General features: G+C 37.8%; 19 protein-coding genes. 8 read left to right on the forward strand and 11 right to left on the reverse strand.

Annotation, left to right across the window (positions count from 1 at the left end; all coding sequences use genetic code 11):
- Window positions 1-25: 25 nt before the first annotated feature.
- From NAG76_01960 to NAG76_01980, 5 genes are all read right to left on the reverse strand, one after another.
- A complete protein-coding gene (locus tag NAG76_01960) occupies window positions 26-853 on the reverse strand; it encodes a carbohydrate ABC transporter permease (protein ID URN95046.1) in 828 nt (275 codons plus the stop codon).
- A gap of 58 nt (window positions 854-911) precedes the next feature.
- Window positions 912-1,802, reverse strand: a complete 891-nt coding sequence (locus NAG76_01965) for a sugar ABC transporter permease (GenBank protein URN95047.1) — start codon at window positions 1,800-1,802, stop codon at window positions 912-914.
- Between the two features lie 43 nt (window positions 1,803-1,845).
- Window positions 1,846-3,198: an extracellular solute-binding protein gene (locus tag NAG76_01970; protein URN95048.1), complete on the reverse strand. Its 1,353-nt coding sequence runs from the start codon at window positions 3,196-3,198 to the stop codon at window positions 1,846-1,848.
- 205 nt (window positions 3,199-3,403) lie between these two features.
- Entirely contained in the window at window positions 3,404-5,974 is a 2,571-nt protein-coding gene (locus NAG76_01975; protein ID URN95049.1) for a hypothetical protein, read from the reverse strand.
- A gap of 17 nt (window positions 5,975-5,991) precedes the next feature.
- Window positions 5,992-7,593, reverse strand: a complete 1,602-nt coding sequence (locus NAG76_01980) for an S-layer homology domain-containing protein (protein URN96742.1) — start codon at window positions 7,591-7,593, stop codon at window positions 5,992-5,994.
- A gap of 492 nt (window positions 7,594-8,085) precedes the next feature.
- Between NAG76_01980 and NAG76_01985 the strand changes: the two genes are divergently transcribed.
- Both NAG76_01985 and NAG76_01990 read left to right on the forward strand, forming a co-directional pair.
- Window positions 8,086-9,705, forward strand: coding sequence for a response regulator (locus NAG76_01985; GenBank protein ID URN95050.1), 1,620 nt, complete (start codon window positions 8,086-8,088; stop codon window positions 9,703-9,705).
- Window position 9,706: 1 nt separating this feature from the next.
- A complete protein-coding gene (locus tag NAG76_01990; GenBank protein ID URN95051.1) occupies window positions 9,707-11,521 on the forward strand; it encodes a histidine kinase in 1,815 nt (604 codons plus the stop codon).
- A 145-nt stretch (window positions 11,522-11,666) separates the two neighbouring features.
- Here the strand turns inward: NAG76_01990 and NAG76_01995 are convergent, their stop codons facing one another.
- Complete coding sequence (locus tag NAG76_01995) at window positions 11,667-12,569, reverse strand: AraC family transcriptional regulator (protein ID URN95052.1); 903 nt, start codon at window positions 12,567-12,569, stop codon at window positions 11,667-11,669.
- A 127-nt stretch (window positions 12,570-12,696) separates the two neighbouring features.
- Here NAG76_01995 and NAG76_02000 point away from each other — a divergent pair, with 127 nt between their 5' ends.
- The 3 genes from NAG76_02000 to NAG76_02010 all read left to right on the forward strand — a co-directional run bounded on the left by NAG76_02000 (window position 12,697) and on the right by NAG76_02010 (window position 16,090).
- On the forward strand, window positions 12,697-13,584 hold the full coding sequence (locus NAG76_02000) for a sugar phosphate isomerase/epimerase (GenBank protein ID URN95053.1): 888 nt from the start codon (window positions 12,697-12,699) through the stop codon (window positions 13,582-13,584).
- 16 nt (window positions 13,585-13,600) lie between these two features.
- Window positions 13,601-14,641 carry a Gfo/Idh/MocA family oxidoreductase gene (locus tag NAG76_02005; GenBank protein ID URN95054.1) on the forward strand — a complete coding sequence of 347 codons (1,041 nt, stop codon included), beginning with the start codon at window positions 13,601-13,603 and terminating at the stop codon, window positions 14,639-14,641.
- Window positions 14,642-14,914: 273 nt separating this feature from the next.
- The gene (locus tag NAG76_02010) at window positions 14,915-16,090 is read left to right on the forward strand and encodes an acyl-CoA/acyl-ACP dehydrogenase (GenBank protein ID URN95055.1); all 1,176 of its coding nucleotides are present in this window, start codon (window positions 14,915-14,917) and stop codon (window positions 16,088-16,090) included.
- A 162-nt stretch (window positions 16,091-16,252) separates the two neighbouring features.
- On the opposite strand, the gene NAG76_02015 is transcribed toward NAG76_02010, so the two are convergent.
- Entirely contained in the window at window positions 16,253-17,098 is an 846-nt protein-coding gene (locus NAG76_02015; GenBank protein URN95056.1) for an AraC family transcriptional regulator, read from the reverse strand.
- A gap of 113 nt (window positions 17,099-17,211) precedes the next feature.
- Between NAG76_02015 and NAG76_02020 the strand changes: the two genes are divergently transcribed.
- The 3 genes from NAG76_02020 to NAG76_02030 all read left to right on the forward strand — a co-directional run bounded on the left by NAG76_02020 (window position 17,212) and on the right by NAG76_02030 (window position 20,606).
- The gene (locus NAG76_02020; protein URN95057.1) at window positions 17,212-18,219 is read left to right on the forward strand and encodes a Gfo/Idh/MocA family oxidoreductase; all 1,008 of its coding nucleotides are present in this window, start codon (window positions 17,212-17,214) and stop codon (window positions 18,217-18,219) included.
- An 11-nt stretch (window positions 18,220-18,230) separates the two neighbouring features.
- On the forward strand, window positions 18,231-19,172 hold the full coding sequence (locus tag NAG76_02025; protein ID URN95058.1) for an aldo/keto reductase: 942 nt from the start codon (window positions 18,231-18,233) through the stop codon (window positions 19,170-19,172).
- Window positions 19,173-19,400: 228 nt separating this feature from the next.
- Complete coding sequence (locus NAG76_02030) at window positions 19,401-20,606, forward strand: sugar efflux transporter (protein URN95059.1); 1,206 nt, start codon at window positions 19,401-19,403, stop codon at window positions 20,604-20,606.
- Between the two features lie 121 nt (window positions 20,607-20,727).
- Here the strand turns inward: NAG76_02030 and NAG76_02035 are convergent, their stop codons facing one another.
- The 4 genes from NAG76_02035 to NAG76_02050 form a co-directional block, all read right to left on the reverse strand.
- On the reverse strand, window positions 20,728-21,297 hold the full coding sequence (locus tag NAG76_02035) for a GNAT family N-acetyltransferase (protein URN95060.1): 570 nt from the start codon (window positions 21,295-21,297) through the stop codon (window positions 20,728-20,730).
- A gap of 87 nt (window positions 21,298-21,384) precedes the next feature.
- Window positions 21,385-22,335, reverse strand: a complete 951-nt coding sequence (locus NAG76_02040) for a metallophosphoesterase family protein (GenBank protein ID URN95061.1) — start codon at window positions 22,333-22,335, stop codon at window positions 21,385-21,387.
- A gap of 224 nt (window positions 22,336-22,559) precedes the next feature.
- Entirely contained in the window at window positions 22,560-24,494 is a 1,935-nt protein-coding gene (locus NAG76_02045) for a family 20 glycosylhydrolase (protein URN95062.1), read from the reverse strand.
- A gap of 161 nt (window positions 24,495-24,655) precedes the next feature.
- Window positions 24,656-26,917, reverse strand: a complete 2,262-nt coding sequence (locus NAG76_02050) for a glycoside hydrolase family 3 C-terminal domain-containing protein (protein URN95063.1) — start codon at window positions 26,915-26,917, stop codon at window positions 24,656-24,658.
- Window positions 26,918-26,922 lie beyond the last annotated feature (5 nt).

A 26,922-nucleotide genomic window follows, 5' to 3' on the forward strand; every position in this document is an offset into this window, starting at 1 on the left:
TGTACATAATAAACCATGAATTATTTTATCCTTTAATTGCACCAGCTACCATTCCTTGTGTAATTTTTTGTGACAAGAAGAAGTACACACACATAACAGGTAGCATTCCAAGTATTAAATAAGCTCCTATGATTCCATAATTGGTCGAATGTTGACTAAAGAAGCTATAAATACCAAATGGTAATGTTTTCAAATCAATAGATGATATAAAAGTAGAGGCAAGAACATATTCATTCCAAACATCAATAAAGGTTAAAATAGTTACCGTAGTAAGCGGAGGAATGATGACTGGTAATATTATTCTAAAGAAAGTTAGATAGATAGATGCACCGTCAATTGATGCGGATTCCTCTAATTCTCTTGGTAATGTCTTAAAAAACCCACTTAATATAAAAATTGCTACAGGTATCGCAAAGGCTACATAAGGTAAAATTAAAGATAAATGCGTATCCAAAATGTTGATATTCTTAAACATAATCATTAACGGTAAAAGAGTCGATTGCATGGGAATCATAATACCAATCATAAATACCAGCATCACTATCTTGCTAAATTTCCAGTTGAATCTAGTGATAACGTAGGCTACCATAGCACTTAATATTAAGGTGATTACTATCGTTATTAGCGCAATCATTAAGCTATTCATTAGATAACGTACATAATGACCTGCCTCGAGTGCATTACTATAGTTGCTCCACATAAATTTTTTAGGTAATGATAAAAATTTCCCAGTCAATATTTCATCCTTTGTTTTGAATGAATACAATACTAGCCAAATAAGTGGATACACTTGCGTGATAAACAACATACCGAACACTATTTTTACAACAATAGCTGACAATTTACTCCACATGATCTCACTCCTCTCTATTCTTTTCTACATAGACTTTAATCGAAGTGTTAGATTTCATTTATTGAATTGCATCCTCCGATTTTTTAAATAGTCCATTTAGTAAAAGAGTAGACAATAAGCAAGCTACAATTAAAAATACAGCGATAGTACTACCATAGCCATACTCCATCGATAAGAACGTAATTTTATACATATGACTTGAGACAACTTGAGTAGCATTGCCGGGACCGCCTCCGGTCATAACAAGTACCATATCTAATGTCTTTAATGATCCAATGATTGCTAATACAAGGGATATTTTGAATACAGGTACTACCAGTGGAAATGTAATATATTTATCAGATTTCCAACCTTCAGCCCCATCAATTCTAGCTGCCTCATAAATTTCAGTAGGAATATTTTGAATACCTGTAAATTGAATCAGTAAATGATATCCTAGGTACTGCCATAATGAAACGAAAATCACAGCATATATCGCAACATCTGGATCAGATAGCCAAGCTCTAGACCAACCCTCAAGTCCGACATTAATCAAAATATTATTCAATAATCCTCCCATTGAAGCAGGATTATAAATACTTTTCCATAACTGACCAATGACAACAACTGATAATATAACTGGTAAGAAGTAGCTAGAGACTAAAAAGTTAGGTTTTTTCACATATCGTCTTAACCATACAGCAAGTAACAATGCAACTGGAATTTGAAGCATAGAAAACACAGCATACCAAATCGTTCGCATAAAGGAGGGCCAGAATACTTTGTCTTTCGTCAGCATTTCAATATAGTTCGAAATGCCGACGAATTGTGCCTCTCCAATTCCATTCCAATCATAAAAAGAATAATAAATTGAAATTAGAATTGGAACGAATACAATACAAAAATAGAGTATCAAACAAGGTAAGACAAAGATTGCTAGCGCTCTCCAAGATATTTTCATTAAGTTCAATTTATATTCCTCCATCTTGAGAGCAGAATACTAGCTCAACCGTTTAATTATTTTCTTCAAATGCAGCTTGATGCTCTGCAGCCACATCCTCTGAAATAATTTCAGAAACAAATACGTTTTGGATACTATTCAAATGTATTTGTGTTGTACTAGCATCCAACGTACTATCAAATGCAATATCTCCGCCTGTTACACTTTTGAATAAATCTAGAACTTCAATTGCAAGCTGTGAGTATCCTGCAGATGCGAAGTCACCTTCAACATCTTGTGCTAATCCAACTGCATTTTTCATTTCAAACGCAACGATTGGATAATTCTTCATATAATAATGTAAAAACAGTTTAGCTGCTTCTAGATTAGGAGAATTAGCTGAAAGTGCAAAGGCTGTACCCGGTCCTAACATATATTCATTAACATCTCCCTGCCCATCTACTGTTGGGAAAGAAAATACTCCTACTTCATCTGCAATGCCTGCATCTTCAATTTCAGCTGTAGCCCATGTTCCCATAAAGTACATAGCTGCTTGACCTGTCGTAAATAAGCTACTAGCCATATCGTAGTCATACGATGTTGCTCCTTCTTGGAAAGCACCTGATTGTACTAATTGCTCCATTTTCGAAATAGATTCAACGAATGCTGGATCATTAAATGTTTTCGTTCCATTCATAACATCCGCCAAATAACCAGGACCTGCTAGTCTAAGAACAATATTCATAAATAGATACGATCCGGTCCATGTTTCCTTCTCACCAATAGCCATTGGAATAATACCTTTCGAACTAAAGGTTTCAACAGCTATTAATAATTCATCAAAGGTAGTCGGAATAGATACACCCGCTTGTTCAAACAATGTTTTGTTATAATAGACAACTGCAACATTATTTCCATCAGGTAAAGCATACACTTGATCGTCAAAAGTAAAATAATCTAAAATCCCTTGTTGAAAACTATCCCCTAAACCATCGATTGCCAAAATGTCATTGAGAGGCGCTAGTTTATTAGCTGTTACGAATGGCTCCATTTGAGCACTTGCATTCACTACTGTAATATCCGGCATACTGTCGGAAGCTGCTTGTGTTTTCAGTTTTATTTTTTGTTGATCTCCATTTAATGAATCCAATACAATCGTGACATTTGGATTTTCATTCATGTAATTTTCAACGATTTGCTTCATGACACGATGCTGAATATTTGTCTCATCTGGATAAGCATTTTGGAAAGTTAATTTAATCTTTTCACTGCTACTATCGTTACTTGTTACTGGTGTGCTTGTTTCTTCCGTGTTAACAGTTCCTGCATTAGGGCTGCTATTCCCGTTAGAGCAAGCAGCTAGCATCATAAGCACAGTCACCAGAAGAATGAGCGAAACGATGGACTTTAATGATCCCAATTTCATAATTAAATACCCTCCCTTTAATGATCCATCTCTATCTCCATAAACCTATCAGTTACTTCTCTTTTAGTATAAAAAGAACTAAAGTTGCTAGCTATGTTGTAACTTTAGCTATCATGTTTGATTTCTTAAGATTTATTTAGTACAAATGGCTGATCATTCACAAAAATTAATATGAATGATCAGCCACCACTGGAGATATCGAGATTTATTCTTTAATTATTTCAAAATAGCGACCTAACCAATATGGAATAGTAAAAGTAAAACCTACTTCCATACCACCATAATTGTAATTATAATTGGGATCTGCGCTCTGCATTTGTCCATCAGCTTCAAATGGATTAGTGTTGTTTTTCATTGCTTTTCTTTCATCTGGAGCTAATACATAATTAGTTTGAACATAATCATCACGATAACCGGGTTCAATGTACAGTACATCTTGACGATTCCACTCTACTGGGAATGTAATCAGATATTGTGGTAAGCGATATAAATAACGAACGGCAGCTTCAAGCTCTACATCAGTCTTTTCTGGATGTACAATTTGATAAAGGAAAGTGTAGAAAGGATTCTCTTCACGAATCTCATTTTCATACCATTGATCAAATGCAGCGGCGATCAGAGCATGCTTTGCTGGATCTGTTTCTGCAGTTGTTAGAACAAATATAGGGAACCAACCTAATTCTTCATCAGAATAGTTAATATACTGTGTCCAATCATTATGAAGCGTTCCATTAATATTGGAGTCATCTTCCATTTCACCAGTATAATTATTGATATCCCAAGTACCAGGACTTACTACTTGATTTCCATTAATAGAGTAAGCACTCGTTGCTTGACGGATGATGCGACGCTCAATATATTCCTGAGCAATATTAATATAACCTTTACCATTCACATATGGAGCTTCTGTGCTATACCCTCCATTGAACGCAAGTTCATAGGCAACTTTATATTTTTCTGTATCATGTGAATACATGTCGCTATTTTCGGTGATCACAATTGCCGCTTTGAGGAATGACATAATTTGTAGTACATTCAACGGACCATCCTCATAACCATAGGAAAGTGCATCATCGCCGTTTTCATCTACACCAACACTATATTTCCATAGCTCTTTTTGTTTCATATTGCCAATACCATCGTTGAAATATTGAGCAATCCATCTAGACCATTGTGTAGCTTTTCCAGTTGCATCTTCAACGTAATAATGATCATCGTTAAGGATTAATTCCATCAGGTGATGTGTACTCTTTTCAACAAAGGATTTCAGTTCCAGCAACTCTACATCATTAGTATCACCGATTAGATACTTGTATGCTGTGTACAATAATGCAAAATGACCATCTACTTCATCTGAAGAAGTATCCGCTTTATACACGATTTGGTTCATATCAATGTTACCTTCGCCATTAATGGCACTACTAGGGAACAAATCATTAAAGTATGTTGGAATTTGCTCATAGACAGGAGCTGTTAATTGGAATATTGGCTTATTGGTTGCATTCGTTGTTTTATCTTCTTTGGCTGAGGCTTTATTGGTCACTGTAGTAATAACTGGGAGAACTTGATGAACTTCTTCCCCATCTACCGTTTCAACAATAGTATAAATATCGGTTCCTAGTTTCTCCCCGTCTGCACGTGTTTCATTTAATGCATTGATTGCCTCATTGCTAAGTGCAATACCATTGTAGTTCATTACATCTGTCCCACCAGATGGAAACAGACGTGATCCTTTTTTAGTCATTGCATCTTTGGTTACACGGACAATGGAGTAACCAATTGGTGTTTGACCTTCAATTTCCATACTTGGAATAATACCATTTGGATTAACCGCATCTTCACCAACTACATGTTGGAACCAGAAGCCGTTTTGCGATTGTTGGCCATAAATCGTACCATCTGTCGTTGCTGCAGAAGCTTCACTTGTTAGCATGAACGAACGGGCTGGAAAACCATTTCCACGACCAGAAACATAACTAAGTAGTAAAACGGCTTTAGTTGCACGAATTGCAGCTGTCTTTGCTTCGTTAATTTCAGCTTGCTGCTCAATAGTAGGACTAGTTCCATATTGCTCAGTTAATGCTGCAAAACGAAAGATTTCTCCCATCCCATACATCGATGTCCACAATCCATCATTATCTGACGTACTTGGAGTTGCATCTAATATACCAGTATCCGAGCTATAATTGATTCCATTGAAATTCCCATCAGTTTCAGTAAAATTAAAGTTTGCATACGAAGTTAAGCCATATCGATCATGAACATCACGAACAACTCGTTCATATGCTTCATTTTTCTCAGCCATAGTTTTTTCTGGCATTGCAATATGTGTTACACCGCTAGCGTTTCTTACCCAAATCCCGCCCTCATTGTCGCTAGCTAAGCCTGTAACTAATCCGTCTCCACCATATAAATAACGTGGACCTGCAAAATACTGCACAATATCATTTGCGTTTTTCTCACTAAAATTGACACGCTGCAGCCCATTTTCAGTTCCAATCCAATAGACACCTTCGTCCAGAACGACGCTAGTCACATCTCCTATTACAGATAGTGGGAGAAACTCTAAAGCGCTAGAATCTGTTATCCATTTCAGATCCGCAGGAATAGATGAGGAACCGTTCTTATAATATGTCATTTCCTTTGTTGGCACAGCTTCTAACTGTACCGTAGAATATTGAGCGCCTGGAAGCTTTGCTGCAAATGTTGGCATAGCAAATGCACTCATAAGTAGAGACGTTGACATTACACCGATCATTATTTTTTTGAACTTCATGTAATTTATCCCCTTTCTTATTGATAGATATGTGAAACCCCATTTTCGGTAATGGCAAATATTCCTGTATTTCCGTCTGAAATAATTAATAAAACGCGATTATCAGTCAACTGTTTATTCTCTACGTTGTAGCTTTTCATGGCATTGTCGGATAATTTAATTTGTGTTACTCCTGCATCTGTGCCAATCCATAATATTGTCCGATCCTTATTCAGTATTGAAGTATTAATACCACGTAAAGAAGCAAAGATTGATGGCTTTACATCAAAATCAGCATTTACAAATGTAAGCGCATTCGTAAAGTCTGGTACTTCAGTAGCAGAATTCGCTATAGACGGTGTATACGATGGATCTTGCAGGAAACGAATATATTGTTGCACTAATGCTTCTGAATCAGTAGGCTTAGCGACACTTAATAATTGTTCGTAAGTGAAAAGCTCCGTTACTTTAGGAGATGGAGTAGATGTTCCTGGTCCTGTGGATGTATTGTTATCTGATGGGTCTTTCTCTAGTTCTTCCTTAGTTAATACCTTTCCAGCAATGGTGACTTTTTTTACAGTTAGAGTTATTTTTTTAGGAGATTGACTAAAGCTCACATTATCAGCATTAATAAGCGCTTTGTTGATCGTTCCAGTTCCTGTTACAGAAGAGGCTGCATTTACCGTTAACGTAACTACAGATGATTGTGGAGCTACAACTAACTGACTTGCTGTTTGTAGCGTAAGGTTAGCAATCGTTGTGTTACCCTCTAACTCAATCGTAGTTGAAACATCAGCATGATTTACAATAAGCTGTTCTACACGACTGTTACGTATAATTACCTTTGCACTACCGTTAATATAAATAGTACCGGCTACATTGACATTATCTAATACGATTGTTCCCTCTTCAGCACCAACAGTAATGTATAAGTTACCTGCTAAACTAATGTTGGATAGTGTGCTACCAGCCGTATTAACTACTAAATTAGTACCAGTAATATTACTATGTACTTTATCATCAGCAATTAATTGACCCATCACATTATTGATCATTTTGATTGCTTCCGCTCTTGTAATCGACTTTTTAGGTTCAAATTTACCTGCAGAATTACCTACTACAAAACCTGCATGTTTCAACGTGTATACTGCATCCTTCGCCCACGCTGAAATGGTATCATGATCTTGGAATGATTGAATTTCCTCCGTAGGTTTAATCAATTGGAATATACGTGTAAGAATTAAAGCTGCTTCTTCTCTAGTTAATGATTGAGTAGGATTCATATTTCCTTTCTCATCTCCCTGTATAATGCCAGCAGCTATTGCCTTTTTCATTTCCGATGCGTACCACGCATTTTCAGGAACATCATTGATCAACTTATCACTTTCAACTTGATGATTCATAATACGATTAATAAATGTAATGAACTCTACTCGACTAACCTCATTTTGAAGCAATAGATTACCTTGCGAGTCACCCCGTAATAAATCAAGATCCTTCCATGTTTCAACCTCATTTGAAACCCACGATGGAGTAGGTTGCGTTGAAATCTCTGATTTCTCTGCACTTGCAATTAACCCCATGGATACACTTAAAATACAAACTAATAAATAACTAACTAACCGTTTCTTTCGCTTCATTCCCACTTCATTTCCTCCTCAATTAACGAATATTTACCACGTAAATCTAATTCTTGAAGAAAACAATGAAAACTTTATTTATCTTGTTACAAAAATAACAAAAATTAATCGTAACAATTAATACAATTCTATTTTCAATTACTTCATATGATAAGGGGGGGAATTTAGGATATATGTTATGTTTCTTAAGATTGTGTAGCGATGTATATAAAGATCAATCATTTTTCCTAGTAAAAATACAAAATAGCTTTTATTAACGAAAGAAACGCGCAACAATTAAACATAGTTGCGCGCTAGTTGCGAAGTTTTTAAAATAATTACATACCCCTATTTTTACATTTAGGGTAGTATTATTACATCAGTGAAATAGCATATAACATTATGTTCATACATGGAGTTACTACTATTAATTTTCATATATACTGTAATAGAATTAGCGTGTGTACATGATCGTCGCTCTTACAACAAGTTATTGAAGGGAGAAATGACCATATGTTCAAACTGATGCTAGTGGAAGATGAACCAATTATTCGAGAAGGACTTAAATATTATTTCGATTGGGAGAACCTACACTTCACTACTATTATTGAAGCGGAAAATGGTCAGGAAGGTATAGAATTAGCATTAAAGGAACGTCCTGATCTTATCATTACTGATATTAGAATGCCTGTTTTAAATGGACTTGATATGATTGAACAACTTAGATCGCAGTTACCTAATAGTTTATTTGTCATTTTAACTGGTTATAGTGATTTCGAATACGCAAAACGTGCGATTCAGCTTGGTGGAATTACTGAATATTTACTAAAGCCGTTACAATACGACATTAGTTTAGCAACGATCGAAAAATGTTCAACGCTGTTACTTGAGCAACAACAACTACATTTACATAAATTAAGCATCGAAAAAGATCTTATCCTTCATGAACAATTTAAGGCTAGTGATTTTATCCGCTCCATATTGACTGAGGAAAACGATTGGTCAACATCCCAATTTATCGGAACTATGAACATTGATCAATATTGTTTCTCACCTTTCATCTTTTCGTATATTCCATCTACTAATGGGCATCGAGTTACCAATAAATATTGGCATGCTGCCATTGAACAATTAATACAAGAATCTACTAGTCAATTAGTTGGGAATACTAGTGAATTGAAAGTTATTACTTATTATTGGAAGAATAAAGTTTATGGTCTAATTCTCTGTCCCATCAACACTGAAGTGAAAATAGTAGCCGAGCGAAACTCTATTAACGATAAGCTACAAAAGATATATAAAGATACGGGTATGTTTCTCTTCTTATCACAGAGCGAAACAACGCATCATTTATCCGAATTACAACAACGATATAAATTACTAGAGATTAACCTCTATCAACGCTATTTTAGAACAGAACATTATTACGCATTGATAACAACGCCATCCACAGCTAAGAAAAAGCCTATTCAATTAGATGACAATGAGAAGCAACTTATCCTTCAATGTCTGCAACTAGATGCTAGTAAATCTATTGAAACGCTTAAATTACAATTCACAAAACAATTAGCACATGCTTCTCCAGAATCTTTACTCGCATATATGCAGGAACTAATTAGTATCACCGTTCGTTTTGCCCAAAAAAACAATATTCAAATCGAAGGTATATATAACGATCGCCTATTCAATCTATCTTTTCTTGACGATTTTATATCACTAGAACATCTTATCAATCGAATAGGGGAATGGATTGTTCAGCTCAATCGAGATTACTCTAACGCTCATCAAGAATCAGATTTGTTGCGAGATGATCAACTATTTCCAAAAATCGAAAAATTTATTATTGATAACATCGATCAAGATATTACGTTGCAAATGGTTGCTGTTCGCTTTTTTTACAATCCATCTTATCTAAGTAGATTGTTCAAACAGAAATTGAACAAAAATTACTCTCTATTCCAAGCAGAAGTTCGTATTAAATATGCACAAAAATGTCTAGCCGATCCACAGCATTCCGTAGTAGATATATGTAATATGAGTGGTTATCGGAGCTACAAACATTTTGTTAAGACATTTAAATTAGTTACGAATATGACACCTACCGTATATCGTAAACAACTGGGGTTAATGTAATATGCTAAAAAAATGGAGGTACTTTCAGCTATCTAAAGTAGGACATCTCAATGGACAAATATTTTTTATTATTATTGGTACGATAACTGTTCCTTTACTAATCATTTCAGTTGTTCTTTACATTACTGCCGTTAATGTTGTGAAAACCGAACATGGGAGTAGTTCCCATCTCATCCTTACCAATTTGTCATCAAATATAGATCAATACTTACAGAATATCGAAAAAGGAACAATTACTTCGTTGATGGATAGTAATCTACAGCTAGCACTAGAGCAATGGCCAAATACACAGCTTGATAACTCAGAAGATCTGCGAATTCAATATGAAAATGTAATTGAGAAATTTGTTGGTACAATCGAAATGTCTATTAAAAATGTAGATAGTGTTCAGATCTATACGGGAAACCGAGTGTTTTATTCCGCTAATTTCAATCGCGCTGACTATAATATTGGTAATTTTACGGAAGAAGAATGGTACAGGCGAACGATCGACGCGAAAGGACAAATCGTATTATTTGGAACTCATAAACCTTTTCATCGTGTCGATGCTTTAGATTCGGTCATTTCCATTTCCAGAGTAATTAACAAGAGTGGTACGACAAAAGCGTTAAGTGTCATCCTAGTAGATATTCGATTAGATTCACTACGTGAAATATTAATTAAATCAGAAATAACAAATCGAAAGTTTTTAATTCTAGATGAAAACAACCATTTAATCTATGCAACTGATCCTACTATGGTTGATAATAATTTACTTACGATTACAGAAAAGCTAGAACAAGTAGATTACACCAATTCAGATGCTGGTTATTTCTATGCAAATATTCAAAATGTTAAGTCATATGTCAATTATGTAGATTCCTCTTATTCTGGATGGAAGGTCGTACAATATATCTCTGAATATGAAATGATTAAGTATGCAAAAAACATTCAAAATATTATTTTTGCACTTGCTTTATTATCTTTAGCTACCGCGTTACTATTTTTATTCATACTATACAAACGCGTGACGCAACCAATTATTCGATTGAGTAGACAAGTCAAACTAGTTGGAACAGGTAATTTTAATCTCAAACTTGATAGTAATCGAAACGATGAATTCGGTGTGCTATACAGCGGAATAAGTAAGATGGTCGCTGACTTAAATTTATATATTGAGCGACTTTCAGATGCAAAGGTTCAGCAAAAAATGACGCAATATGGCGCATTAAAAAGTCAAATAAATCCTCATTTCTTGGCCAATACATTAGAAACAATTCAGATGAAAGTAGTTATGAATGGAGATCGTGAAACGGCAGAGATGATTGGGATTGTAGGACATTTGTTCCGAAGCTTTATTCCCACTGGTAAAGAAACATTAACCCTGCAAGAAGAATTACAACAAATAAGATTGTATATTAAAGTACAACAATTACGATTCGGAGACAAAATTGAGTATGAAGAGAATCTAGTAACGGGCAGTGAGCAAGCTGTTATTTTGCATTTCATATTACAACCGCTTGTTGAAAATGCTATTGTTCACGGGCTAGAAAGAAAAGTTGGGAAAGGTAAAGTCGAAATAAGTTCCTCTATTACATCCAAACATCTTCTTATTCATATTAAAGATAATGGTGTTGGAATGACTGCAAAGCAAATAACAGAACTTCAATCCAAACTTGATGCCACTGTTGATATGGTCGATGAAGAACATATAGGAGTGAAAAATGTGCATGATCGTATCCGTTATTATTATGGTGATCCTTATGGTATTACGATTGAGAGTCAAGAAGATAAAGGTACGACGATTACATTGTATTTCCCGCTGAAAAATGAATAGATCTGTAAGTTTCAATAAACAAATTAATAATGTACCAACAGTAAAAGCAGTCTGCTTTTACTGTTGGTACATTTTTTCTTAGCGATAGTTACGCTACTATTTTGACCTAAATATATGACATTGCTATGTAGCTATTATGAGTAATTTAGTTATCTCCTAGATGATGTCTGCGTACATCAGAAGGTGTAATCCCCTTGTACTGTTTATAGAGCTTTGTAAAATAGTTGGCATTCTCACAACCAACTTGAGTAGCAATTTCACCAATTGTCGCTTGACTACTAAGTAATAGACGTTCCGCTTCACTTACCCGGCAGACATTAACATATTCGATAAAGGTTCTACCGGTTAGCTTTTTGAATTGTTTGCAGAAATAAAATTGATCAAGACCTACCCTCATGGCTGCCTGCTTAACGGATAATTTCTCGGTATAATGCTCTTTCACCCAATCAATCAATTGTTTAAAATGATCTCGATTTGCGAAATACGGCTCTCTCTCTATGGCAACAGGTTGAAGTTTACTGTAGTATCGAGCAAGCTTCACTAACCAAGCATAAAGCTTCGCTTTTACAATGAGCTGATATCCTATTTCTTTATTAAGAAACTCCTTTGTTATTTCATCCAGTTCAATCTTATATTGACTATCCCACTCTTCGAATTGTGAGATTAATAGTGGAAACTGTGCTTTTCCTTCTAGATACATTGATAATAGTTGAACATGAGTAGGATCATTCATCCACTCGTTAAACAGAGCTGGGTTGAATACAATACAATCCATTTCTAAATCTTCATCAGATTGTGAATAGCCTACATGCAAACTTCCTCCAGGTACAAGTAATACATCACCTGCTGTAACTTCGATGGGACGACTATCGATATGAATAACTGCCTGACCTTTCCGTACAATAATTAATTCTAGATGTACATGCCAGTGCAAATAAAGGATACAATCTCCCTCTTTAATGTTACGAGCTCTATTCGGAAATATTTGAATAGGATATGCTTTTTGCGTAAGTTGTGTATCTTCCCATAATTCCTTCGGATAACTCATCTGCGCCTGAACACCTCCACAATATAAGACTAATTCCCACCAATATCGGATAACGCAACCTTATAAAAACTAATCTATAATAGGGATACTAACAATAATATATGACAATATTGGAGTGATAACAAGTATGGAACAGTCAATTCGTATTGGAACGCTCGTTAATGGTGGCAATGCTGATCATGTCATTCCGCAAATTGTGGGTCATGGTTTTGAGTCTTTTAATCCTACATTTTGGCAGACAACAGGAAGAACAGATCTGAAAGAGCTTGCTAAGCGGCTTCGCGCCCTTTCTGATGAGCACGGCTTTGTTATCTCAGCAGTAAGCGTATTCGGTAATCCGCTTACTGGAGAAGGCGACAACTCGGATACTTTAGCAAGTTGGGAAAGATTAATTGATCATGCTCACTTGTTCGGAGCAACTATTGTTTCTGGGTTTACAGGCCGACTAACCGATCTTCCCATTGAGGAATCTATACCTAAATTCAAAGAAATCTTTGGCGAACTTACTAAACGTGCAGCTGATAAAGGAGTTCGTATCGCATTTGAAAACTGTGATATGGGTGGAACTTGGGAGCGTGGAGACTGGAACATCGCTCATAATCCTACAGCATGGGAGCTTATGTTCAATGCAGTACCTGAAGACAATATCGGACTAGAGTGGGAACCATGCCATCAAATGGTTAGCTTAATCGACCCGATTCCGCAATTACGAAAATGGGTAAATAAAGTTTTCCATGTGCACGGTAAAGATGCTAGCATTGCATGGGATATTGTGAAAGAGTATGGGGTTCACGGTCCAAAACCTTTTGTATGGCACCGCACTCCTGGTTTTGGTGATAGCAACTGGTCAGATATTATTACGATTTTACGCCAACATGGATATAAAGGTTCAATTGATATCGAAGGCTGGCATGACCCTGTCTATAAAGATGAATTAGAAATGACCGGGCAAGTCTATGCTCTTAATTATTTGAAATCTTGTCGTGGCGGACAATATGTACCTAATCCAATCTAGAAGAGGAGACATCAACATGTCAATCTATAAAGTGATTATTGCAGGTTGTGGCAATATGGCTAACGTCTGGGCTGATTATGCTCTCACTCGTGAAGATACAACGATAGTTGGTCTTGTCGATATTTTTCCTGAAGCAGCTAAAAGTTTTGCAGAGCGTAAAGACCTCCAATGTCCGATATTTTCTGATATTAGTGAAGCGATTCAAGCTACCGGTGCTAATCTAGTTCTCGATATTACAGTTCCTGCTAGTCATTATTCCATCGCTTCTACTGCTATGAAGCTTGGTTGTAATGTACTTGCTGAGAAGCCACTTGCTGAAACGATTGACCAATGTAATGAACTAGTCTCAATGGCAGCGGAATATGGAAAAACACATGCTATCATGCAAAACAGAAGATTCGATCCAAGAATTCGTGCTCTTCGTAAATTAATTACAGACAATACGATTGGTAAAGTCGGTTTTGTAAGCGCTGACTTTTTTATAGGTGCACATTTTGGAGGATTCCGAGATGCTATGGAAAGCCCTCTTCTACTAGATATGGCGATCCATACATTCGATCAAGCACGTATGATCTTGGGAGCAGATCCAGTATCCGTTTACTGTCATGAATTTAACCCCCAAGGCTCTTGGTATAAGGGAAATGCTATGGCTCTTTGTATATTTGAAATGTCTGATGGTTCAGTATTCGATTATCGCGGCTCATGGTGTGCAGAAGGCGCTCCAACGTCTTGGGAAGCATCATGGCGAATTATTGGCGACAAAGGGACAGCAATATGGGATGGACATGGTCTGCCTTATGCAGATATCATGAAGCCTGAGCCACAAGAAGGAAAATTTATGAATGAGTATGATCGATTGAACGGAGAAGAGATCGTAATGCCACTGACTTTCCATCAAGGCTGTCTTGAGGACATGTTCACAGCCTTATCCGAACATCGTAAGCCTGAAACAGATAGTAGCGACAACATTTATAGTATGGCAATGGTGATGGCAGCTGTTGAAAGTTCTCGTCTTGGACAGAAAGTTAATATAAACCAGTTTCTGAATAAAGGATAGATATCGTTACTCTTAATCGTAAAATAAATAGAAGCCCTCCTTAATGGTAGTTTGAAACTTCCATCTAATAAGAGTGGCTTCTATTTTTTGTAATGCTTTCGTGTAAACAATCACTAATTCAAACAACATTAATAATATAATTAATTAGTTAGTTCAATACATAACAGTATCCTATCAATTCCCGATATCTTACTATAAAATAGATTGTATTGTTAACTTCGTCTATAATATTCTAACTACATTCGTTATTCTCTAAAAAAGGAATGATACGATATGCTTACGCAACAATCGATGTTTGTTCGTACTGATGAGCAGGAACAAAAAATGAAGATAATAGGTGAGCTAGCTGATTCCTTTATTGAGGAAGCACATGCGGCTGATTTGGAAAATCGTTTCTCATATGCTCATATTGAGGCATTACGTAAAATTGGCTATCCAGCTTACACCGTACCAAAAGCATCAGGGGGCCAAGGGATATCGATATATGAACTTGTTCTCTATCAAGAACGATTAGCTCAAGGAGATGCCGCGATTGCCTTAGGCATTGGATGGCATTTAAGTGTGATGTATGACCTGAATCAGAGGCAACTATGGTCTGAGGATCAAGTGGAGAAAATAAATAAAAATGTTGTAGAGCAACAGGCGATTGTTAATCGCGCTGCAACAGAAAGATCAACAGGAAGTCCTCAGCGTGGAGGAAAACCACAAACCACAGCTATTGCGTTACCCGATAATAAATTTCTACTCAATGGTCGTAAAACTTTTACTTCATTATCACCAGTATTAGATTACTATATTGTCACGGCTGTGTATGAGGAGCGAACAGTAGAATTTATTATAAATCGACATACCGAAGGTATAACGATTGATCCTACTTGGAATGTCGTTGGAATGAAAGGAACGGCTAGTCATGATCTCGTATTAGAAAATGTCATCGTGCCGAAAGAAGATTTAGTCTACTACTATCCAAGCGAAAGATTTTCTACCGCGGCTCCTTCTCTACTGCATATTCCTGCCTGCTACCTAGGCATTGCTCTTGCAGCACGAAGCGAAGCGTTACGATTTGCAAAGGATTATCAACCAAGTACGTTAGCTCAGCCAATTCTTTATACGCCTTCAGTAACTCAACAACTAGGTCAAATGGAGCTCGAGCTTCATACAGCTCGACATTTTCTGTATAGTGTAGCGCAGCGTTGGGATAATAGAGATCACACTCAGGACGACACTAGCTTTATACCAGAGCTTACAGCTACAAAAGTATTTGCTCAAAAAGTCGCGATGTCTGTTGTTGATATCGCAATGAAAATAGTCGGTGCGCATAGTCTAGCAGTCAGCCATCCATTACAGCGCTTATATCGTGATGTTCGATTCGGACTACATAACCCACCTATGGAAGATATCGTTATTACGAATTTAGGAAAGCAGGCTATCCAAGAAGCAGAGCTCTAACATGAGTTGAGCCTAATATATGTACATAGTAGCAAGATAATAGTATGTCAACCTCATAGAGTAATTAACTGCAAGTATATACACACTTGCAGTTATAGTCTTCGCTCGTAGTTAAGCAAAGACTACCTTCACGTTACTTCTTATTTTCCCTCATAATATATTTTACTCTATCGTCATCGCATACAATTCTCTGTAGGTTGTAGGGGTTATTTTCTCATATTCCATAAATCGTTTATTGAAATAGCTAACACTTGGGTATCCCGCTTCATTAGCGATTTGACCAATAGAGCAATCACCGCGCTCCAGCAGCCATTGCTTAGCGATTTGCAGCCTACATCTTGTAATGAACTCCATTGGTGTAATTGACATCGTCTGTTTGAAGAGCTTGCAGAAATAGTGCGGGCTTACCTCCACTTTGCTTGACCAATATTCGAGTTCAAAAGGTTCAGTAGCAGAAGATTGCATTTCAGGAAGTAAATCTAATATTTTTTTATTAGTTCCTCCTTGTTTCCGTTCCGTTAAAGGAATGGCTTGCTCAATAAAATTAACGACTAATGCGTACGTCCTAGCAGATAATTGCGTCGGATTAAGCATAAGATTGGTTTCTGCCTCTAGCATCAATTCATCGTGTAGTTTGATCCAAAGTTCAGTCTGCTTTAAGGTCCACAGTTGACCTGGTTTAATGTTATTGCTTAGTAAATAATCTTTTAGCTTATCTCCATAAAAGTGAATCCAACGAATATTCCAAGGCTGATCTTTACTGGAATAGTAATTTTGCTCCTGTTGCGGATAGTAAAATACAGCATCTCCAGGTCCTAGAACATGCTCAATACCATCTAATTCAACAAAGCCATAGCCCGATTCAACAACATGAATATTATAACTAATCATTTGTTTAGGCTTACGATTTACGATATGATCAGGCTCAGAGATATAATGACCAACAGACTCAGGATAGATGAAATAAATATTCTCAGATAATGTAACCATATGGTATTGACGTCTCAAATAAATTCACCTCGATGACAATATTGTTTTATTCACCAACAAAATACTATTATTTTAATTTCATATTGTTAGAAGTATAATCACAATATACTACTAATTAAGGAGTGAATCAATTGTCTGATCGCAAGCTTAAATGGGGAGTTTTAGGGAGTGCTCAAATTGCAGTTAATTCAGTTATCCCAGGCATCCTTCAATCAAATTTCAATGAAGTAGTAGCTATTGCAAGTAGAAATTTAGATAAAGCAGAAGAAACTGCTGTTAAATTTCAAATTCCGAAAACATACGGTTCATATGAACAATTACTACAGGATACAGACATCGATGTAGTTTATATACCACTTCCAAATCATTTACATTATGAATGGACAATTAAGGCAATCGAAGCAGGAAAGCATGTCTTATGCGAAAAGCCATTAGCATTAACTGCAGAAGAAGCAGAGAGAATGGTACAGGCTGCCAAAGAAGCCGGAGTAATATTAGCCGAAGCTTTCATGTATCGTTATCATCCGAGATACACCCAGCTTAAGGAGATTATTGATCGTGGAGAGATTGGTGAGGTAAGAGGAATTCGCAGTAGCTTTACTTTCAATAACGCTAATGATATTAACAATGTCCGTTATCGAAAGGAATGGGGCGGAGGAGCAATTTACGATGTTGGCTGCTATCCGATCACTGCTGCGAGAATGTTACTAGGTAAAGAACCAGAGGCTGTCACAGTACAAGCACAATTTTCGAGTCTTCATGGTGATGTAGATATGATGGCAGCAGGCTTGATTGAATTTGAAGGCGATGTCTCACTTCAATTTGACTGTGCAATGTGGTCAGCATTCCGTAACCCACTTGAAGTACTAGGTTCTGAGGGAATCATCGAAGTTCCTTCAGCCTTCGTCACGCCAACCGAAGAAAGTGGTCATTTCTATGTCACTAAATCTGGCGAAAAAAATAAAGTATCGGTTCCGTTTCTTAATGCATATTCATTGCAAGCTGATGCCCTAGCTCAGGCAGTTCTTCAAGGGAAACCACTTCCATTTGATGCAACAGATGCCGTACACAATATGAAGATTATAGATGCATGTATAGCTTCAGCACGGGGAAAAACGAGAGTAGAACTAAGCGAATAGAGGTGTAGACAATGGAATATATACAAATCGCAGGATGCGATAAGCCCGTTTCAAGATTAATGAAGGGTACTGATTATTTCTTCCATGACAGTTATGAGCTTGTTCAAAAAAATATGGATGCTTTTATTGCAATCGGCGGAAATTCTTTAGATACTGCACATATATATTGTGGTGGTCAAAGTGAAGAAGTAATTGGCAGATATATCGAGGACAGAGGGAATCGGGATCAATTAGTCATTTTGACAAAAGGTGCGCATCATGATCAGAATGGTCCGAGATTGTCTAAAAAGGACATTGCATACGATCTTTCGCTTAGCTTAGAGAGATTACGAACCAATTACATTGATCTATACGCTCTGCACCGTGATGATCCAAGTACACCTGTAGAACATATTATTGAAACATTAAATGAATATATAGAGGCTGGTACAGTACAGGCTATTGGCACTTCCAATTGGACTTGGCAGCGCATACAAGAAGCTAATAACTATGCAACACGTGCGGGATTGACAGGCTTTACATTCAACAGTCCTAATTTAAGTCTTGCTAAAACTAATGAGCCATTCTGGAAAGATTGTATTTCGGCAGATGAAGAAACTTGTCATTGGCATGAGGAAGTTCAAATGCCTTTACTTTCATGGTCTTCGCAAGCTAGAGGCTTCTTTACAGGTCTGTTCACACCAGAAAATCGAGAAAATGCCGATTTGGTCCGTGTATTTTATAATGATGCGAATTGGGAGCGTCTGAGTAGAGCAAAGCAGCTTGGGGAACAAAAAAGGCTGACTGCTATACAAATTGCACTTGCCTATGTCATGAATCAGCCTTTTCCGACTTGTGCATTGATTGGAGCTCGCAGTGAAGCTGAGCTCTCATCTTGCAACGAAGGAGCAGTCGTTAAATTAACTAAGGCAGAAATAGACTGGCTTGATCTAACAGCGGATCATATACGATAATTGATGGAATAATACTCAAAAAAATGGCGATAAAGGGAAATTTCCCTTTGTCGCCATTTTTACATACTTCATAATGCCTATAATCTCATTATAATAAATAAGTCATACATAGAGCCAAATCGTTGATGTTTCTGGTCAAATAGCGTATATATTAGGACTGTTCATTTCAAGTATACTTTTAAGAGATCATTAACAATCTAAACAAATACAGAGGAGTAACTTTACATCATGTTCAAACGACTCACTGCACTATTTTCTATCCCCTCATATACCTTACTCTTTTTGTGTATGTTACTGCAGGGAATGGCTATTTCACTCAGCGCACCCTTTTTATCAATTTATTTCACGGAACAACTTGGTGTATCTGTCGGAATGTTTGGTATTTTTCTAGCTGCCACGTTGATTGCCGGGATATGGATCAGTACACTAATTGGGAGACGCTCTGACCTCGGCTTGAATCGCAAAAGCATTTATCTTGTCGCCACGCTCTTTAATGCTCTGGCATTTAGTGGATACTTGTTAATTAAGGACTTTACAATCTTATTCATCTACATGACCGTGTTCACTGCTCTTGGTTCACCAGGAATGCCTCAATTGTTCGCAATTTCTAGAGAAGCAGTAAATAATAGCAATTCTACTGACCATGCGTTTGCTAATTCTACTTTGCGGGCTGCTTTTTCCCTTGGCTTTATTACAGGTCCATTAATTGGTACACTGCTAATTGCTGCTGTTGGATTTAACGGGATATTCTCAGGTACGATCAGTGTTTTCCTACTTATTGCCTTACTTGTTTTCCTATTTCTTAAATCAAATACAAAACTTAAAATCAGTAATGAAGAAGTAAAAAGGTTCCGGCTCAGTCAAAATATTAATATACTACTTCCTTTTCTAGTACTAATATTCATATATATCGCTCACTGGACAAGCACCCTCAATACTGCCCTCTTTATTACTAACAATCTTGGGGGAACGACCAACGATGTCGGTCTAGTCAGCAGTATTTGTGCAGCTTTAGAAATTCCTTTTATGATTATGCTCGGTTTACTTAGTGCAAAGTACAGTAACCGAATTTTGATGATGTTCGGGACAATTTTAGGAGCAGCTTATTATCTCGTTGTCCTTATTTCTGGTGAGATGTGGCAGTTATTTGCAGCACAAATTCTACTGGCTGTTTTCGTTGCCGTTTTTTCAGCGATTGGCATAAGCTACATCCAAGATCTGCTTCCCAACATGCCTGGATATGCATCAACACTCTACTCTAATTCATCCACAATCGACAGACTGATTGGTAGTCTTGTTGGCGGAGGATTAGCCACTATTGTAGGTTACCGTTACTCATTTGTATTCTGTTTTATACTTATCATTATTTCTATATTTTTACTTGTGGCAAGCGGACGGCACTCTGTCAAAGAAACTCGTAAATTAACAGTTTAATCTGCACTTTACTCATCTTTATTCTTCTAGCCTTCAATTCTAATGTGAAGATAATACGCAAAAGCCCATTCGCTTATATACTAAGAGAATGGGCTTTTGTATATTATCTATAACTTCATCATCATTTTACATAGTCTTCTTTTAAAATACTGTATATTTCTAAATCGACTATTCCTTTTCCTGCCCATAGGGTAGCTTGTCTCAATGTTCCTTCTTTCATGAAGCCATTCTTCAATAGTACCTTCTTTGAAGTCTCATTTCGAGGCATTACTTCAGCTTGAATTCTGTTGACATTGACATCCATAAACAAAAAATCGATTAATATTTTTACAGCTTCAGTAGCGATACCCTTTCCCCAATGTGATTCCGACAAATAGTAGCCAATCGTCACAACATTTACCTTTTGATTAAAGTCGACAGCTTCAATTATTCCAAGCAAAATATCTGGTTCAGTATTGGCGAATATCCCCCACTTAATCCTTGATCTTTTATTATAATCTCTCTCAAAATGCCCAATCATATTTTTCACAGTATCTTTATTATGTTTTGGTATAATGCCACAGTATTCAAATACTTTATCATTGTTATAGATTTCGAAAACTTCCTCAAGATGATGATCTTCAATCTTCTTCAATATGCAACGATCTGACTTTAAGTTAGGAAACTGCTCAAAAACTGCTTCTATGTTCATTCCATCACCGCTCCCAGTTTTCTATTTCATAATTGACCTCGATACCATTACCGTAGAAAAATTTCCATCTATATTGAATGTGATCAATCACTCTGGCTGATGTACAATCTGGCTCGTAATCATCGATCCATCCTCAAGACGAAGCCAAGACTCTATAGTGCGTTCTCCCTCTGTTAAGCGAATGACACGAGCTCCACGAGGAAAACCTTCTTTCCCATATGTGTTCACTCCCGTCGCTCGTCCATAATGTAAAGAAACTCCGTAAAGATTTCCCCAGTAATCGTTAATGTGGTCATGTCCACAAAATGTCGCTACGACATCTCCTTGCTCCAATATTGCCGAGAAAAATCCTGATTGGACTTGTGAAGCACACACATTCTCATTTTTACTGCCGTAACAAACTTCTTGATCCCACACGGTTTGATATTCCGGAAGTGGAATATGAAAAAATGCAAGCGATGGTAATATCGTACCGTTTAGTCTTTCTTTCCATTGGTTTGACTCATTAATATACCATTGAATTTGATCGTGCTTAATCCAATCATATCCTGCAATATGCGGATTAGCCGGATAATCTCCAGAGTCTAGGCAGTATAATATTGCAGCAGCTTGATCGCTACTTGAACTAAGAATTGGTAGATTATAATTACCTGTACCATGAATTTGTTCTGGTCCTTTTTGAGCTAATGTATAATGATGTGCTAATACTTCATTCATGAGTTCATCTCTTGTGATATTATTCTCCGTATCATGATTTCCAAAGACAACTCCCCAATGGACTTTTGCATCCTCAACAACAGAAACCGCTTCACGAAACGCTTGAATTGGATTTTCACAAAGACTTGCTCCATCTGGTGACTTTCCAGTATAAATAACATCTCCAGTAAACATAACAAAATCTGGTTGTTCTTTGTCTATCGTCAGTTGCATTAGTGCACGAGTTTGTAGATCTAATTCAGCGCCATCTTTCCAATGAAGATCAGTAAATTGAACGATTTTGAATGTACCATCATGATGAAAACGAAGTTCTTTTGACATTTCAATCCTTCTTCCTCTATCAAAAATTGATTGTTATCATTACTATAAAAAACTCACAACAATACAATACAACGTATGGAATTTCAAGTAAATACTACAACACACAAAAAAGCGTTTCTTGCAGTTATGCAAGAAACGCTTCTATACGATATGTCTAAAAGTAGAATCTACATTTACATCAACGTCAATGAGTAACATTAATGAAACTAAGTGTTTGATAAGCTTTATTCACTTAGCCCCTTCAGTTTTTCATCATATTGAGCCAGTAAATTAGTGAACGGTTTTGTACTTTCACTTAGTCCACCTTCCCTATTACGCTCGAGCCAAAGTCTCTTAAACTCGTTCATCGCTATCTCCAACTGCGAACGAAGTTGCGCAACTTGAATAGTCTCATTTTGCTCATCAGGCAAATGAATGCAATGGATAAGTTGATGGAGTCCGATTCCGTGCTCAATAAGTCTGATCGCATTTTCCAATTCGTCTCTGACGATTGGTGCGTCGGATGTGTCAAGACGGAGCTGACTTAGCTGATTCTTACGTTGCTCAAGCCATACTTGCATCGTATCGAATTGATAATCCAGTTGAAACGGACCACCTGGTGATCCGAATGCCTGTTGAATTTTCATCGCTAATTGCGATTCGAATTCTAACTTTTCGTGCGAAGTAACTCCACGGGTCAACAGAAAATTGGTATAGGTCCTATTTTCGAGACTACTATTTTCCAAAAGATAATACTGACCTAATTCCAATAGCAAATTACCGATTAAGCCGCTTCCGTCTTGAAAAATGACCTCATTTAAAAAATTCTCAAGTTGCTCAACACAATCTACATTCGTATCAGTCTGCCAACTTGTACCCGCTGCATATGCAATCCCTGGATAACTAAAAGGCATTGTCTGCCAATGCCCATTATCGCCCCAATCAGTGACAATCAGACCATTAGCTCCGTATGCCTTCCCGTTTCGTGCTGCATCGGCAATATTTTGCAACATATTGTTTGTTCTACCGGTTATCGATGACCACGCGCTAGTACCAGGACAAACATAGTACGGGATGTTGCTTGCCTGAAGAAGCTCGCAATGCTCCTTAAAGGAAACTCGACTCTCGTAATTCCAGTCCAGCACCGTAACATCCTTCGGCAGCATCGGAATCAACTCAGGATGTTTGAATATAATATCGCCCCACATCAACGTCTTTTTCCCATGAGTACGAACGATCTCCGACATTTTTTCTGCGTACTCCAAATACAGTCTTCCAATTCCGACTTCGTCTGCGCGAGGTTTACTTTGACCAGTACCAAGACCAAATGGTTCATCCAAATTAATATTCGCATATTCGGACGAGAAATTCGGTAACAGTTCATCAAATAAGCTCTTTGCGAATTGCACTGATCTCTCATCAATTGGATTGAGCGTCGTTGGTGGAATTGTGAAGCCGATTGGTGTTGGCATCCCGTTTGGATGCTCAGCAAGTTCACGAAACTCCGGGTTGGCTAGCCAGTTTGCCATATGACCAAGACAATTCTGGTTCGGCACGAGATCGATATAACGACTCCGTGCATAAGCATCGATTTGTTTATATTCGGTTGCAGTAATTGGCGTTGCATCCGGGAATGAATCTTTATATTTTTCATATTCGAAGCAGAAACCCTCCATATACAGCTGTAAGTGGTTGAGCTTCAACTCAGACATTCGGTCGATTAACGAATAGATCGTCTCCATTTTCGGAATTTTGTTACGACCGATGTCCAGCATGACGCCTCTCACCGGGAAGTCTGGTTCATCTTCAATGCAACAATGAGCCCACGCAAGTCCCTGACGCTTCATCAATTGTTCGAACGTTACAAGTGCATAATGCATGCCAATCTCGGCACTTGCGCTAATTGTAAGTCCATTGCTACTCCATGAGAGCTTATACCCTTGCGGATGCACACTGTCTAGGTAAATGATCTCTATCATTGTTTCAGCAGATGAAGTATTCTCTATGGTGGAATGACCATTTACGGCATATTGACAGCGATGCTCGACATTGGCACTTGCCGCTAACCACTGTGCTTGCTCATCACCTGCGCGAAACTTCAAATTTGGAGAGAAAACAGACGAACCCTCTTGCAGATGAAAAGAGCGTGGAAGCGGATATAAATTGATAGATTGTGACATTAAAGGATTACCTCCTTCTACCTTCTATATGAATGTATTTGATTAGAAAAATACGAGCATTGCTCTAATAGATTCAATGCTCGTATTTTAATTTAGTTATTCATTTTCACATAAAGAGACTACTCTCAAAGCTGAGCTTCAGTAAATGATATTTCACTCGATCAACTATTCAGATGCTCAAGTAACTCTTCCAAATTCTTCTCCGTAAATTTACCGCTACTGAATCCTGCCAGTGAGCGAAGTGGGAAACTCTCTCTAAAGCCTGCAAGCAAGGCCTTGCTCTCTTCGTCAACAACATTACCAAACGGAAGTAATTCGCTTAGCTTATGTGAGAATGCAATACCTTTCTCTGACATCATCAAATCAGCTAGAGTCGAGTTGCGGTCAAACATATATTTGCGCGCTGATGTCGACTGAACAGTTACCGTTTCTGAAAGTACGATATCCTGCGAGGATTGACCGATCAAGATCTCGAATTGTCCGGATTCAACTACCCAATCCTTCTCACTCACGTCGTAGTATGCAAAGCTACGCTTGTTCAACTCAAAGGAAACTGTCTTTTCCTCACCTGGTGCCAGGGATACTTTATTGAAGCCTTTCAATTCTTTAAGCGGGCGTATTACACTGCTTTCCGTATCATGGATATATAACTGAACAATCTCTTTTCCGGCAAACTCACCTGAATTTCTAACTTGGACAGTAACTGTTAGCGTATCCGTGTCCTTCATTTCTTTCTTGTCTACCGATAAATTTGAATAGGCGAAAGTTGTATAACTAAGACCATGACCAAATGGGAACAAAGGTCGAAGTTGTTTCTTATCATAGTAACGATATCCTACAAACAGCCCTTCTTTGTATTCCACATTGTCGCCTTTGTTCGGGTAGTCTATGAAAGTCGGATTGTCGCTTAGTTGTACTGGGAACGTTTCAGCTAGTTTGCCGGAAGGATTCGCATCACCGAATAGAAGATCAGCAATTGCACCACCTAGCGCTTGCCCTCCTAAGTAAGCTTCAAGCACACCCTTCGCTTTATCTAGCCACGGCATTTCGATCGGCGATCCATTGCAAAGCACCACCACGAGATTGGGCTGTACGGAGGAAATCTTCTCAATTAACGCAATTTGGTTTGCAGGCATGCGCATATGCTTGCGGTCGAAACCTTCCGATTCGTATCGCTTTGGCAATCCTGCGAACAATACTGCTACAGATGCTTCTTTCGCAGCAAGAAGCGCTTCTTCCGTCAGCACCTCGTTTATATCGTCAGTCTTCAGATCATAACCTTGTGTATAAACAATTTGAACGCCTTCTCCTGCAGACGTAGTCATCTCCTCAACGATATCGTCAAGCTTGCTGGCATTAATATGTGAGCTACCGCTTCCTTGGTAACGTGGCGTTTTCGCCAACTCGCCGATAATAGCAATCTTACCATTACGTTTAAGCGGCAATACATTTTCTTCGTTCTTCAGTAATACCATGCTTTCAGCAGCAATTTCGCGAGCAAGTCGGTGATGAGCATCACGATCATAAGTCGCATCAGGCTTTTTAAGATCTACCGCTCTAAATACAATAGTGAGTAATCGTTCTACAGTTGCATCCAACTTCTCTTCTGCCAGTTGCCCGCTTTGAACAGCATCAATAATTTGCTTGATACCTTGCGCGGCATGCGGCATTTCAAGGTCCATACCAGCAACAATACCTTGCACACGGTCATTAACCGCACCCCAGTCTGAAACGACAAAACCTTCATGTCCCCATTCTTTCTTTAGAACATCTGTCAGTAGCCATTCATTTTCTGCCGCATACTCGCCGTTAACTTTGTTGTATGCACACATTACCGTCCAAGGCTGCGCTTTCTTCACCGCACCTTCGAAGCTTGCCAAATAAATTTCACGAAGAGTCCGTTCGTCTATAACAGAATCCGCACTCATTCGGCGAAATTCTTGATTGTTCGCTGCAAAATGTTTAAGTGAAGTTCCTACACCCTGACTTTGTACCCCCATAATATGGTGAGTCGCCATTTCGGAGGAAAGATAAGGATCTTCAGAGAAATATTCGAAATTGCGCCCGCAAAGAGGGGATCTCTTAATGTTAGCACCTGGACCGAGCAGAACAGCTACATTCTCTGCCTGACACTCCTTGCCGAGTGCTTCTCCCATCTGTTCAATTAACTCAAGGTTCCAAGAACTTGCTATACCAACCGCAGATGGGAAACATGTAGACGGAATACTGTTGAACATTCCTAAATGATCAGCATCCTCAATTTGCTTGCGCAGTCCATGCGGTCCGTCAGTAACCATTACTGAAGGGATATCTAATCTCTCAATCGCTTTCGTATTCCAGACGTCACGTCCCGTACAAAGACTAGCCTTCTCTTCCAATGTCATTTGCGCAATTAAGCCCTTAATATCTCTTTTTTCGTTCATTCTCA

Origin of the sequence: Candidatus Pristimantibacillus lignocellulolyticus (assembly GCA_023639215.1) — a bacterium.
Taxonomy (GTDB): domain Bacteria; phylum Bacillota; class Bacilli; order Paenibacillales; family Paenibacillaceae; genus Pristimantibacillus; species Pristimantibacillus lignocellulolyticus.

Bases quoted from the DNA above. Each gene is read 5' to 3' on its own strand.
- NAG76_02035 (URN95060.1), bottom strand. From the start codon at position 21,297: ATGAACATAGAAGCAGTTTTTGAGCAGTTTCCTAACTTAAAGTCAGAT.
- NAG76_01995 (URN95052.1), bottom strand. From the start codon at position 12,569: ATGAGTTATCCGAAGGAATTATGGGAAGATACACAACTTACGCAAAAA.
- NAG76_01970 (URN95048.1), bottom strand. From the start codon at position 3,198: ATGAAATTGGGATCATTAAAGTCCATCGTTTCGCTCATTCTTCTGGTG.
- NAG76_02045 (URN95062.1), bottom strand. From the start codon at position 24,494: ATGTCACAATCTATCAATTTATATCCGCTTCCACGCTCTTTTCATCTG.
- NAG76_02025 (URN95058.1), top strand. From the start codon at position 18,231: ATGGAATATATACAAATCGCAGGATGCGATAAGCCCGTTTCAAGATTA.
- NAG76_02050 (URN95063.1), bottom strand. From the start codon at position 26,917: ATGAACGAAAAAAGAGATATTAAGGGCTTAATTGCGCAAATGACATTG.
- NAG76_01985 (URN95050.1), top strand. From the start codon at position 8,086: ATGTTCAAACTGATGCTAGTGGAAGATGAACCAATTATTCGAGAAGGA.
- NAG76_01990 (URN95051.1), top strand. From the start codon at position 9,707: ATGCTAAAAAAATGGAGGTACTTTCAGCTATCTAAAGTAGGACATCTC.
- NAG76_01960 (URN95046.1), bottom strand. From the start codon at position 853: ATGTGGAGTAAATTGTCAGCTATTGTTGTAAAAATAGTGTTCGGTATG.
- NAG76_01980 (URN96742.1), bottom strand. From the start codon at position 7,593: ATGAAGCGAAAGAAACGGTTAGTTAGTTATTTATTAGTTTGTATTTTA.
- NAG76_02000 (URN95053.1), top strand. From the start codon at position 12,697: ATGGAACAGTCAATTCGTATTGGAACGCTCGTTAATGGTGGCAATGCT.
- NAG76_02005 (URN95054.1), top strand. From the start codon at position 13,601: ATGTCAATCTATAAAGTGATTATTGCAGGTTGTGGCAATATGGCTAAC.
- NAG76_02030 (URN95059.1), top strand. From the start codon at position 19,401: ATGTTCAAACGACTCACTGCACTATTTTCTATCCCCTCATATACCTTA.
- NAG76_02040 (URN95061.1), bottom strand. From the start codon at position 22,335: ATGTCAAAAGAACTTCGTTTTCATCATGATGGTACATTCAAAATCGTT.
- NAG76_02010 (URN95055.1), top strand. From the start codon at position 14,915: ATGCTTACGCAACAATCGATGTTTGTTCGTACTGATGAGCAGGAACAA.
- NAG76_01975 (URN95049.1), bottom strand. From the start codon at position 5,974: ATGAAGTTCAAAAAAATAATGATCGGTGTAATGTCAACGTCTCTACTT.